Genomic DNA, 13,087 nt, shown 5'->3' with positions numbered 1-13,087 from the left:
TGGGGCTATTGTGAAAGCAACCTGGATGCGACGTCAGCAGTTGTTGGGCTATCTGTTTATCGGACCCAATATGATTGGCGTGATACTGTTTTTTATCATACCGGCTATGTATTCGTTCTATCTCATGTTTACAGACTACAAGTTTATGAGTCCCCATACCAAATTCATCGGGCTGGCCAATATCCGGCGGATGCTGGGGGATGAGGTCTTCTATATTGCCATTAAGAATACGCTGCTGTTCCTGCTCTCTGTTCCTGTATCCATTGGGCTGGCGTTCCTGGTGGCTGTCATCCTGAACCGTTCCGTGTATCTCAAAAAGCTGCTGCGCGCCCTTTACTTCATGCCCTACATTACCAGCGGTGTAGCCGTAGCCTTCGTCTGGATGCTGCTGTTCCACCCGAATAACGGGCCGATTAACGGCATTCTCCGCTCTATGGGCATCGAGAACCCTCCCGGCTGGCTGTCCACGATGGATACGTCCATGTATGCGATTGATATCATCTGGATCTGGTTCATGCTCGGCTATAACATGATTATCTACCTCGCCGCCTTGCAGGAGGTGTCCGGCGAGCTGCTGGAGGCAGCTACCATCGACGGTGCCCGCACGTGGCAGACGGTCCGCAGCATCCTGTGGCCGCTGGTGAGTCCCACCACTTTTCTGCTGCTGATCACCGGGCTGATCATGTCAATCAAGCAGTTCGGCATCATCCAGGCAATCACGCAGGGCGGTCCCGGGAACAGCACCACCGTATTATCCCTGTTCATCTATCAGAATGCCTTCCGCTATTACGAGATGGGCTATGCGTCAGCGGTCTCCTGGGCCCTGTTCCTGATCATTCTGATCTTCACCGTCGTTCAATGGCTGGGCCAGAAACGCTGGGTTCACTACTAAGGAGCTGAGAATATGAATAAAGCCGCTGTTGCCAAAATCATCACCACATTAATCATGCTGTTCTTCAGCATCGTCATGATTGTGCCCTTCCTCTGGATGATCAGCACCTCCTTCAAAACCCCTGCAGAGGTATTCCGCTATCCGATCCAGTGGATTCCGGACCACTTTAACTGGAGTCATCATATTAAGGTCTGGTCCGGTACGGGCAGCTTCGTGCCTTACTATCTCAATTCCCTTAAGGTGGCTATTCTGAGCACCATAGGTGCTGTCTCCTTGTCCGCCCTCGCGGCCTATGGCTTCGCCCGGATTGAGTTCAAGGGACGTAACACGATGTTCCTGGTCTATCTGTCCATGATGATGGTTCCTCCGCAGGTGCTGTTCGTGCCCAAGTTCATCATGTTCGACTGGGCCGGCATCTATAACACCCACTGGGCGTTGATCCTACCCGGCATGTTCACCATCTTCGGCGTATTCATGATGCGGCAGTTCTTCCTCTCCGTGCCCCATGAAATCTCGGAGGCTGCCTTCATCGACGGTGCCGGCCATTTCCGCATCTTCTCGCGGATTATCCTGCCGATGGCCAAGCCTTCGCTGGCGACACTGGCGATTATCGACTTCTCCTGGCACTGGAACGATTATGAGAACGCGCTCGTCTTCCTGATCGATCAGGATCTGTTCACCGTGCCGCTCGGGCTGCAGAATTTCATCCTGGAGAACAATGTTGACTACAACGGCATGATGGCCGCCGCAACCGCCGGTATCATCCCGATGATTCTCGTCTTCCTGCTCGGCCAGAAATACATTATTGAAGGGGTGGCCAGCTCGGCGGTGAAGGGGTGACGTTGCGGGGGGCTAGGAGCTTTACAGCATCGGCTTTAAAACTGTAAGAATGAACCTCAGTTAAAGTCTGAGCATGAACATTGAGCTAATAGTAGGCTAATCCTGCACCCGTTGCCGATCTCTACTCTTAAAATCAAGTAGCTGATTGTATTTCCTGCAATAGAAAACGCAAAGCTGACCGTTAAATGAGAATCTATTGTATTTCATACAGTGGAATGTTGCGTTTTAGCTGAAAAATGGCCTTTTTTCAACATTCCATTGCACTGAATACAATAGAATCTATTTCGAAGCCTTTTTAAAGCACTCCATTGTACAAAATGCAATTGCTATCGTTCCTGTAAATCCGGCGAATTAAGATCCGTTATTCCAACTGTTGATCCTGCGCCTTCACCGCCACCCAGCCGTCAATCAGATAAGCGCCGAAGAATCTGGATACGGCCGTGAACCCGGCCTCCTCCAGCAGCTCCTCCATCTCTTCGGCAGGAAGCGGATGGGAGGTTACTCCGAACGATTGCTCGAAGGTCTGCCACTGTTCCTCTGCGATGCCGTTATTCAGCATATGCAGCCGCCAGCCCGCCATCTGAAGCTCCCATGCAGGAGTGCCTGGCACCCCGCAGATGGCGGACATACACAGCGGTGCGCCCGGCCGAAGCCGCGCGGCAATGCCGCGGAGGAGCGCCAGCTTGTTCTCCCGACCCTGCAAGAAATGCAGCACCAGCATACAGGTTGCGGCATCATACGCTCTAGTGCAGTTCCAGGTACTGATCTCCGTATGATGCAGCTGCACTCTGTCCATCAGACCCGCAGACTCCAGCCGTTGCTGTGCAGCCTGGAGCATACGCTGCGAGATATCCAGGCCGCTGAAGCCCCAGGCCGGATGACTCAGGCCCAGCTTCAGGATCTCCTGTCCTCCCCCCGCTCCGACGACCAGCAGCCTTGGCTTCTCCCGCTGCCGCTGATCCAGCAGTGCTGTAATCAGCGTATCCATTAAGTCATACTGGAGCTGGTATCCAGGGATTTTGCGGCTGATGTTCTGTACGTACTGATCCCCGTCGGCCTGCTCCCACGGGCTACCTGTATTGGCTGTATTGGCTGTATTGGCTGTATTAGATGTCCTGCTGTTCAATCCATCCCCTCCGATGTAGTAATTGGTACATGACCACAACAGGTCATGTACCAATTATCAGGGCCGGGCCCCGGAACCGCCATCCCACATAGCTGGGATCTATAGAACGGGCCGCTCATACCAATACCCTGGAATCCCCCGTTCCAGCCGCATCAGCGCCTCCAGATAATAATAGTCGCCCCAGATGGTGTAATCATCCGGTGAATCCCCGGCTCTGGCCGAGTATGCGCCGTGCTCCAGCAGACCCTCTGCCTGCTCGTTACCATGGGTTGAATAATGCTTTGCCAGTGCCCCCACCGCTGCCTCTCCCGCCTCCTGAAAGAATAGGCGCTCCGGATCTGCCGTCTCCAGCTGCGCCGCAATCTCCAGCAGCCCGCAGGCGGCAATGGCTGAGGCCGAGCTGTCACGCTTCGTCCCCGGTTCTACGGGAGTGTCGAAATCCCAATACGCGACCCCATCCTCCGGCAGATGGGCCACGAAGTAACGGCCCAGCCGCTTCGCCGTCTCCAGCATCTCCGCACTCTTCAGATAACGGCTGATCAGGGCGAAGCCATAGATGCCCCATGCCTGCCCGCGCGTCCAGGTGGAGCCGTCACGGTAACCCTGATGTGTACCGCCGCGGATGGCGTCTCCGGTCACAGGATCGAAATAGAAGGTATGATAGCTGGAATCATCCCCGCGTACCAGGAAGCGGCGGGACTTAAGGGCATGCAGCTCGGCTACCCGCCGGTAGGCGTCATTGCCGGTCTGCTCATGCGCCCAGAGCAGCAGCGGCAGATTAAGCAGACAGTCGATAATGATCCGTCCGCCGTTAACGGCATCCCCCTCCCGCCCCCAGGCCTGGATCAAGCCAGGCTCTTCACGCCAGCGCTTCATCAGCATGTCCGCCGCCTCCAGCGTAAGCTGCCGGGCCCCTTCATCCCGTTCGATGATCCACTGGGCCTTGGATGACAAGGAGTAGAGGAAACCAATATCATGATGATCAAAAATAATTTTGTGGTCCATACGGCGGCGGAAGCTCTGGACGGTCCTTAACGCCTGTTCGCGGTAGACCGAATCTTCACTGTACTCAGAGCAGAGCCAGAGGATGCCGGACCAGAAGCCCGCCGTCCACTCCGTATTATCATTGAGCGTATAATGCTCATCCCCGGTACTCACATGGGGGAACTGGTCCCCGAATCTTGTAATATTGCGTTTCGTTACGCGAAGTGCGTCCTCAATTGCTTGTTGCAACATATCAGTTACTCCTCCTTGTTATAAGTTATCTTGCTGGATCAGCCGATTAGCCTGTTTGTACTGGCCCGGAGTGATCCCCTCATATTTCTTGAACACACGGATTAAGGAATTGCTGTTCAGGAAGCCCACACGCTCCGAGACCTCCTGCACATTCAGTTCATCCGCCTCCAGAATCCGCTTGGCTTCTTCGATCCGATACTGGTTGATATAGTCGATAACGTTGGTGCCGGTCTGTTCCTTGAAATACTTCGAGACATACGTAGGATGGAACCGGAAGCGTTCCGAGATATGGGTCAGTCCCAGATTCACATCATTGTAATTCTCATGAATGAATTCCAGGAGCTGCTCCTTCAGCTCGGTGTTGTGGGAACGCTTGCGTTCATGCACCATCTGGCAGACCGTCTCCAGAATCTGCAGCAGCTCCGTCTCTATCTCCTCGAAGGTCTCACAGGCAAAAAGCCGCCGGATCAGCTCATTGCGCCGGGTCAGCTCCTTCAGGTCATCGGTCTTGAGCTGCTCCGTAGCCTTCAGCATGGTCCCGATCAGCTCGAACATCAGGCAGCGGGCCAGCTCAACGGATAAGGGCTCCCCGGCAAAATTGGTCATTAGAATCTCATTCATCACCTCGGTGGAACGGGCATAATTGCCTGTGGCAATATAATTGACCAGCTGACGCTCCAGATCGAGCGGATAATATAGCTCCTCCTTGGGCTGCCGGATACGGTCCTGGTCAATAATCTGGCCGATGCCGAGAATCAGCCGGTATTCCAGCGCCTCCTCCGACTCCCGGAAGCAGGCGGAGATGTCTGCCAGAGAGGTGTGGACACTGCTGACGCCAACGGAGAAATAGATCAGGAAGCGGGACTGAATGAAATGCTGCGCCTCCCCGGTCGCCCGGATCAGCTCCGGCACAGCGTCCGCCGCATTTCTCCGGAGATTGACCAGCAGCGCGATCCGCCCATCCATCTCTGCGGAATAGACCGGACCGGCCGGGCCCAGCAGCTCCTCCAGCACATTAGTCAGGATCAGATGGACGAACTGGCGCTTCCCCTCCTCATCCTCCGGGGCCCGTGTGCGGAACAGACCCTCATAATTCTCCAGGTGTACCAGCAGTACCGCGAAGGAATCACTCTCCCAAAAAAGGCCCAGACGCTCCATCTCACCGGCAAGCCCTTCTCCCGGCTGCACCCGCCCCTTTAGCAGCCTCGCCAGGAAGCTGCTGCGCACCATCGACTGCTGCTCCTTCAGCCGCGTGGCGAACTGGTCCTGCTCCTCCCAGGCCCGGGTCAGCACCGTCTGCAGGATGCCGAACTCATCATCCGGCTGTTCCAGCTTCCCCTTGACCTTATCAGAGATAATATCCATAATCCGGCCGAGCGGCCGGTAATTCCGGCGGGTGAACCACCAGGCGGCGATGCCGCCCAGCAGCAGAACAGCAGCCACACCGGCAAAGGTGATGCTGCGGATCACCATCAGCTTCTTGGCATAGATCCGGGTCGGAACGATAGAGACATACTGCCAATCCTCAACACTAGAGGATATTTGCGAGACCGTCACCGATTCCCCGTTCCAGTCGGCCGTGCCGGTCCGCCGTTCGCTGTCCTTATTCTGCTGCAAATATTGATGTATTGTGTAAGGGGTTTCAACCGTTCCTGTAGAAAAAAGCGTCCGCCCGTCACGGTCCAGGATGAATACAATACTCTCCGGCTCCAGCCGCACATTGTTGATCGCCTGCTGGAACCGTTCCGGGTCCAGCATCACCACAAAGGTCGCCGGGCTGCTCTGCGACACCTGAACCGGGAACGGCTGCAGGTAGACCAGCGTTTCTTCAATGCGGCGGTCCTCGCTGAGAACCTTCATTTTGCGAAAAACACTCTGGTCTGACTCCTGCATCAGCCGGGTCCACTCTGGCCCGCTTACCCCGGTCCCCTCATAGTAAATGTCATACAGCAGCTTCTTGGACACCAGCGAAGAGGAGGACAGCGCCACATCCGAAGACTTCACATAGATGTACAGCTCGCGGATGAGCCCGTTCCCGATCCGGATGGATTTGAGGTTCTTGATCAGCTCCAGCCCCATCAGCCGCCATCTGGCATCCTGCTCGGAGGCGTGGTTGATGAAGCTGCTGAGCTGGGAATCGGCCATGAGCTGGCTGCTGATGCTGCTGATATCCTGGGTCTGGCTGTCGATGGTCTCCTGCACCTGGGACAGCAGCACCATGTTGGAGCGGTTCACCTCTTCCTTCAGCAGATTGCGGGACTCCGCAAAGACAGCCGCCCCGATGGTGACGGGGATGAGCAGGATGACCAGATAAGAGAGGCTCCAGGACAGCAGGATGCTTTTCTTTTTCATGGCGCTCCTCCTCCTTGTTCATGATGTAGATAAGTCCAGGCACGTGTCCTGTCTATTCCTTGATTGCGCCAATCATGACGCCCTTCACAAAATACTTCTGCAAAAACGGATAAATAAACAGAATCGGCAGTGTCGCCACCATCACCGTTGCGTATTTCACACTTTCTCCAATCGCTTCCTTGTCACCCATAGCTGCCGAGGTGGTCATCGAATCCGTACTATTCTGGATGAGAATCTCACGCAGCACCAATTGAAGCGGATACAAATCACGGTCGCGGATATACAAAATGGCGCTGAACCAGGAGTTCCAGTGGCCTACGCCGTAGAACAGAATCATGACCGCAATGACCGGCATCGATAAGGGTACGACAATCCGCCAGAGAATGCGCATCTCCCCCGCCCCGTCGATTCTGGCCGATTCCAGCAGACTCTCGGAGATTCCCTGAAAGGCTGTACGCATAATGATCAGATTATAACTGCTGACCAGCCCGGGTACAATCAGTGCCAGCAGGTTATTGCCGAGGTGGAGCGTATTGTTGATCAGCAGGTAGGTCGGGATAATCCCGCCGTTGAAGAACATGGTGAATACAATGGCCAGCATGATCGGATTGCGCAGCATGAAGCTTTTGCGGGACAGGGTATAGGCCCCCAGGATAGTAAAAAGCAAATTGAGCGCCGTGCCCAGCACTACGATCACCAGCGTATTGCGGTAGCCGGAGAGAATGCTCGGATTACTGAGCACCAGCTTGTAGCTGTCCAGATTGAACCCGTCCGGGAGCAGCAGCAGCCCGCTATGGGCCATCAGCCGGTTGGAGTCGCTTAACGAGGCATTCAGCACATGCCACAGCGGATACAAAGTGATGATAATAAGCAGAACCATGAGCAGCACATTGAGACTGTCAAACAGTTTTTCGCCTATCGTTCGTTTAATCGTCATGAGATTCCCCCACTTAGAACAGCTTATTGTCGGATACCGCCTTGGAGAGACGGTTGGCGCCGATGAGCAGAATGAAATTGACCAGCGATTGGAACAGGCCGACGGCCGTCGTATAGCTGAACTCTGCACTCTCACTGATCCCTTTGCGGTAGACGAAGGTGGAGATGACATCCGCTGTATCGTAGACATTGGGATTATAGAGCAGGATCACCTTCTCGAAGCCGATCTCCATCAGTCCGCCTATGCGCAGAATCAGCAGAATCACAATCATCGGGATAATTCCCGGCAGCGTAATATGCCATACCCGGCGTATCCTGCTGGCCCCGTCCACCTTCGACGCATCGTAGAGCTCCGGGTTAATTCCGCTGAGGGCAGCCAGATAGATAATGGTCGAGAACCCCAGCTCCTGCCAGATGGAGGAGGCCGTATAGATCGTGCGGAAATTGCCCGGATCACTCAGCAGCGCGCTGCTCTCCCCGCCGAAGAACGTAATGATCGAATTGAACAGCCCGTCACGGGAGGAGAAATCGACCACCATCCCGCAAATGACCACCAGAGAGATAAAGTGGGGGATATAAGAGACCGTCTGCACCGTGCGTTTGAACAGCTCATGCCTCAGCTCATTGAGCAGCAGCGCCAGCAGGATCGGGGCCGGGAAGCCAAACAGCAGCTGGTAGAAGCTGAGAATCAGTGTGTTTTTGAGCACCCGCCAGAAATAATAGCTCTGAAAAAAATCGCGGAAATGCTGCAGCCCCACCCATTCGCTGCCCCAGATGCCCTTGCCGACGGTATACTCCTTGAAAGCGATGACCGCACCATACATCGGCAGATACTTGAAGATCAGGAAGTATAACACCACCGGAAGAGCCATCCAGTAGATCACTTTATTCCGCTTGTAATTCAGCCATACCAGGGATAACTTCTGTGTCACAAGTCTCCCTCCTTTCTTCTATCTGCAGGACAGACCTGCGGGAGCAAAGTGCTTAATCTGCCGCTCCGCAGGTGGCCTTCATCCTGATTTATCTTGCGTTGTAGCGGTCTACTGCCGCCTGTTGAATTTCTATCGCCCGCTTCACATTGAACTTGCCGATCTGGGCTGTGAACTTATCGAAGTTCTCCAGCGGCTCAGCGCCAATGACGAACTTGATGAACATTTCATCGCGGTAGGTGGTGATGTCGCTCATGATTTTGCTGTACTCACTGGATTCCTCAGTCGTCAGGCTGACCGGAGGAAGACCGACCTTAAGCGTATTGTCACTATATTTGGAAAAGAGCGTTACCGCGTCCTTCTGCTGCTGGAACTGGTAATATTGCTCGTTGTACCGGTCATCATCCTCCCCGACAAACGGATAGTTGGCAATGAAATGCTTCGCCATCGCCTGAACCACCGACAACCCGTCCGGATTCTTCAGAATCTCATCCGTGTAGGTCGGATACCCGTCCTTCATCGTGTATGTCACCCCTTCTACGCCGAAGTTCTTCAGCATATGGCCTTCTTCACTGAAGAAATAATCCAGCGCCTTCACGGTCTCCTCGGGGTGCTTGTTGCTCTTGGTGATCGTTGCTCCGGCACCGCTCCACTCCCAGGACCGGCCGGTGAACATCGGCTCATCGCCCTTGTTCACTACGGGGAACTGGACGGCCGTAAGATTGGCCTGCGGCTCCTTCTCCTGGAGGGCGGGCAGATAACGCCCGATGCCGCCGCCGATGTAAGTGAAGAAGGCACCGGCCTGGCCGCTCAGAATCTTGGCATCAAAGGTCTTCTGATCATTGGTGGCGAAGTCAGGATCGATCAGCCCCGCCTGATACCAGCGGTGGAAGGTAGTCAGGAACTCTTTGAATTCCGGCTCGACCGGCCCGAACGCCACCTTGCCGTCCTTGAGGAAGATCGTATTCGTGATTCCGTAGGCCTCCAGGAAATTCGCGGCCGCCGGGCCCATCGTCGTCAGCTTGGGCGGAGCGCCGTACAGGAGCGGGGCGCTTACGCCCTTTTTCTCCTTGAAGGCCTGCAGCACCGTCTCCCACTCCGCGATCGTCTCCGGCTGCGGCAGCTTCAGTTCATCCAGCCAGTCCTGGCGGATGAACATGCCGCCGAAGGTCTTGTACTTGCCCAGCCGCAGATGCGGGATGGCATAGATGTCTCCGTTATCCGCCTTCAACTGCTTCGCCACCTCGGGATTCTCGTCCAGAATCTTCTTCAGGTTAGGCGCGTACTTATCGATCAGGTCATTCAGCTTAATAATGCTGCCGTCCGTGTACAGCTTGGAATAATCGCCATAGACGAACATCACATCCGGCAGCTTATTGGAGGCCAGCATCACGTTGAACTGCTCCGTCTCTGCCCCGACCGCCGGATGCTGAAATTCCGTCTTAATGTGGGTCTTCTTTTCCCACTCCTGAATCGCCGTGATCTCACTCATATTCTTCAGCGTGATCGAGACATTCGTGTTCAATGACGCCCAGATGGAGATCGGCGTCGGCTCATTGGCCGCAGCGCCCTCCGCGTTCTTATTCCCGTCTGCGCCACCCGAGCAGCCTGCCAGTCCGCCTATCGCCAGCAGCAGACTGGCACTCATCAGTAGCCGCCTTCTCCAAGATCTCTTCATCCTTCACATCTCCCCCGTGTGTTCATGATAGATATAGAGCTGCCGGAGGTGAACGATCGCTTCGTTTGCCGACCTGCTGTGTTCTGCCCTCCTGCTCATCTAACTTAACGTTTCCGCCCCCGCCTTGACTATCTCCCATTCTTGCCGCGATATCGATATCTTGCTTATACCCTGTCCAGCACAGGAATTGCATACGGATGTTGAGAAATCAGGATTGATTCGGTCAAAAGATTACGTTTGGGGATAAGCCGTGACTCCAGAGAAGTTTTGGATTTCCGGCCGCTGTTGTATTTGAATTTCCTGATTAAAACCGCTGTTCACGGTAGAAATTCAAATACAAAGGCGGACGCTACCGCTCCTCCAGTTCCAAAATTCTCCTCCGCCACTTTCCCCTTAACTTTACAGCTAATTAACTTAACCCAGTCAGCCTGCCTGCCAGGTGAGATCACGTACCGCCCGCTTCCGGCAGATTCTAGTGCAGTATAGTGCTCCACATTCGCTCCCTTTGGGCTACATCCAGCCCATGTACCTTCGCGCCGGCACATTGTAATCGGTTTTTCGATTACATTTGGCCCACGCACCTTCACCAACACGAAAAAAGACACCGTTAAGTGCCTTCATCGCCAAACTATGGAGTTCGCCTAGCCTACCCGCCCCTCAGGCACGGCTAGCACCGACAGCACCGTCTCCAGCACCACATTCACACCCATTTCACAATCCTCATAGGAAGTGAGTTCTTCCTCGCAATGGCTTTTCCCGTTCACACTTGGAACGAAAATCATCGCCGACGGCAGGAACCCGGCCACGAACTGGGCATCATGCCCCGCACCGCTGGCCAGCTTCCGGCTGCTATAGCCCAGCTTCTGCGTTGCGTCAGCCACCAGCGCACAGATCCCTGGATCGAACCATACCGTGTCGCGGCCCCACAGCTTCGTCTTCGATACGCTGCATTCCAGCACTTCCTCCGGCAGGCCGTGAATAATCGCTTCAACTTCACGGACCACATCCATGTCCTTATGTCTCGCTTCCACGGTGAAGATCACCTTGTTCGGAATGACGGTATGAATATTAGGCAGCACGTTCATTCTGCCCATCGTGTAGACGAGCTCAGGGTCCAGCACCGCCAGCTTGCGGCGCAGCTCTGTAATAATATCCGTAGCGGCAAACAACGCATCCCGGCGCATATCCATCGGCGTAGTCCCGGCATGATCCGACTCCCCGGTCACTTCAATCTCATAGCAGACCATACCCACAACACAGTCAACCAATCCGATCTTAACGTTCTCCTTCTCCAGCACGGGGCCTTGCTCAATATGCAGCTCCAGATAAGCCGCCGCTTCCCTGATCCGGTTCTCCGACTCCCCGGCATAACCGCTGGCCTCCAGCGCCTCGCCGAAGCGGATGCCTTCCGCATCCTTCTTCTCCAGCATAGCCGCCTTATCGAACTTGCCGGACAAGACGCCCGAGGCCATCATGGACGGCTCGAAGCGCGCCCCCTCCTCGTTGGTGAAGTTCATCACCGTGACAGGCAGGCATGGCTTAATCCCGTGATCCACCAAGGTTCTCACTACCTCAAGGCCTGCAATCACCCCCAGCACACCGTCGAATCTGCCGCCCTTCTTGACAGTATCCAGATGTGAGCCCATCACTATGGGCGGCCCCTCTTCACTGCCAGCCAGAGTGGCATACATATTGCCCATATCATCCACCTTCACGCTCATGCCCAGCTCTTCGCAGCAGGCGGTGAAATAGCCGCGCACCCGCACATCCTGCTCCGACAGCGACAGCCGGGTAACTCCGTTATGGTCTGTCCGCCCGAAATCAGCAAAAGCCTCAATCGTATTCTTCAGCCGCTCACCGTTCACCAATAGTTGCTTAACCTGCATCGGCTTATTCCCCCGTTTCCGCTGATATGGAATGATTGCTATCCTTATATGTTAACGAATTCCACATGTTTGTCATTGTACATTCTGTAAAAATTATAGGCTGGAGAATTTCCGTTATATGCTGGCACCTGCGGGGAAGTCTGTTAGAATATGAGACGTTAGCATTACCATTACGGGAGGGGTACAGAGCATGAATACCATTTTACGCAGCGGCTCAGCCGTAGCCGAGATTCATTCACTCGGAGCAGAGCTGGTCAGCTTCAAAAGAACAGATACCGGGACGGAATATATGTGGAGCGGGGATGCCGCTTACTGGACAGGCCGTTCGCCTGTGCTGTTCCCGATTATCGGGGCAGCCATGGGCGGCGAGATCCAGGTGGACGGGCAGGCGTACAAGCTGGCCAATCACGGCTTCGCCAGACGCAGTGAATTCACGCTGGTAGAAGCAAGCGAGACGCAGGCAGTCTACCGGCTATCGCACAGCGAGAACACTCTGGCGAGCTATCCCTACCCGTTCAACCTGTTCCTGACCTACACCCTGAGCGGCAATACGCTTGAGATCGGCTACCGTGTGGAGAACCCCGGCGGACAGGAAATCTTCTTCCAGCTCGGCACCCATCCGGCGTTCAACTGCCCGATTGGCGGAGAAGGCAGCTTCACCGACTATTATCTTGAATTCGAACAGCCGGAGCGCCTGGAGCGCTTGTTCCTGAACAAGACCGGCCAGATCATCCAGGGTACCAGCGAGACCCTGCTGGAAGACGGAAATACACTTCCGCTTGACCATGAGATGTTCGCAAATGACGCACTGGTTTTCCGCAATGTCCAGTCCAAATCGGTTGCCCTCAAAAGCAGACAGTCTGACCGGAGCGTAACGGTCGCCTTCACGGGCTTCCCCGATCTCGGCATCTGGCAGCCGAAGAATGCACCATTCGTATGTATCGAGCCTTGGCATGGTGTGGCCGATATCGAAGGCTTCACCGGCGATTTCCGGGAAAAGCAGAACGTCATCTCCCTGCCGCCGGAGGGCCAGTTTACCAGTGCGCTGGCGATTACGTTTAACTAAATTTCAACAGGCGAAGGCCGCAGTCACCCCGTGGTGCTGTGGTCTTTTTGCTGTGGAACAGCGGCTTCTCGTCAGGCAGTTCACACCCCTCCTCAAGCGATAAGTACACTTTAGTAGTATATACAACCTTTTGACCCGGATAGTAA

At 54.9% G+C, this 13,087-nt stretch carries 10 protein-coding genes; 3 read left to right on the top strand and 7 right to left on the bottom strand.

Annotated features, from left to right (window positions below):
* Window positions 1–10 precede the first annotated feature (10 nt).
* A complete protein-coding gene (locus tag NST43_RS32720; RefSeq protein WP_036726391.1) occupies window positions 11–892 on the top strand; it encodes a sugar ABC transporter permease in 882 nt (293 codons plus the stop codon).
* Window positions 893–904: 12 nt separating this feature from the next.
* Complete coding sequence (locus tag NST43_RS32715; protein WP_339221640.1) at window positions 905–1,732, top strand: carbohydrate ABC transporter permease; 828 nt, start codon at window positions 905–907, stop codon at window positions 1,730–1,732.
* A gap of 361 nt (window positions 1,733–2,093) precedes the next feature.
* On the opposite strand, the gene NST43_RS32710 is transcribed toward NST43_RS32715, so the two are convergent.
* The 7 genes from NST43_RS32710 to NST43_RS32680 form a co-directional block, all read right to left on the bottom strand.
* The gene (locus NST43_RS32710; RefSeq protein ID WP_339221638.1) at window positions 2,094–2,858 is read right to left on the bottom strand and encodes a class I SAM-dependent methyltransferase; all 765 of its coding nucleotides are present in this window, start codon (window positions 2,856–2,858) and stop codon (window positions 2,094–2,096) included.
* A 99-nt stretch (window positions 2,859–2,957) separates the two neighbouring features.
* Window positions 2,958–4,094 carry a glycoside hydrolase family 88 protein gene (locus NST43_RS32705; RefSeq protein ID WP_339221637.1) on the bottom strand — a complete coding sequence of 379 codons (1,137 nt, stop codon included), beginning with the start codon at window positions 4,092–4,094 and terminating at the stop codon, window positions 2,958–2,960.
* Between the two features lie 18 nt (window positions 4,095–4,112).
* Window positions 4,113–6,446: a helix-turn-helix domain-containing protein gene (locus NST43_RS32700; protein ID WP_339221635.1), complete on the bottom strand. Its 2,334-nt coding sequence runs from the start codon at window positions 6,444–6,446 to the stop codon at window positions 4,113–4,115.
* Window positions 6,447–6,498: 52 nt separating this feature from the next.
* The gene (locus NST43_RS32695) at window positions 6,499–7,383 is read right to left on the bottom strand and encodes a carbohydrate ABC transporter permease (RefSeq protein WP_339221634.1); all 885 of its coding nucleotides are present in this window, start codon (window positions 7,381–7,383) and stop codon (window positions 6,499–6,501) included.
* Window positions 7,384–7,396: 13 nt separating this feature from the next.
* Window positions 7,397–8,314, bottom strand: coding sequence for an ABC transporter permease subunit (locus tag NST43_RS32690; protein ID WP_339221633.1), 918 nt, complete (start codon window positions 8,312–8,314; stop codon window positions 7,397–7,399).
* Window positions 8,315–8,402: 88 nt separating this feature from the next.
* Window positions 8,403–9,989, bottom strand: coding sequence for an extracellular solute-binding protein (locus NST43_RS32685; protein WP_209994070.1), 1,587 nt, complete (start codon window positions 9,987–9,989; stop codon window positions 8,403–8,405).
* A 641-nt stretch (window positions 9,990–10,630) separates the two neighbouring features.
* Window positions 10,631–11,875 carry a Zn-dependent hydrolase gene (locus NST43_RS32680; protein WP_339221632.1) on the bottom strand — a complete coding sequence of 415 codons (1,245 nt, stop codon included), beginning with the start codon at window positions 11,873–11,875 and terminating at the stop codon, window positions 10,631–10,633.
* A 190-nt stretch (window positions 11,876–12,065) separates the two neighbouring features.
* On the opposite strand from NST43_RS32680, the gene NST43_RS32675 reads away from it, so the two are divergent.
* Complete coding sequence (locus tag NST43_RS32675) at window positions 12,066–12,941, top strand: aldose 1-epimerase family protein (RefSeq protein WP_339221631.1); 876 nt, start codon at window positions 12,066–12,068, stop codon at window positions 12,939–12,941.
* Window positions 12,942–13,087: the final 146 nt, after the last annotated feature.

It is taken from the genome of Paenibacillus sp. FSL H8-0332, from assembly GCF_037963835.1.
In the GTDB taxonomy this organism is placed as follows: Bacteria; Bacillota; Bacilli; order Paenibacillales; family Paenibacillaceae; genus Paenibacillus_AQ; species Paenibacillus_AQ rhizoplanae.
Note: the sequence above shows the minus strand (reverse complement) of the source record. Positions and strands in the feature narration are given on the sequence as shown.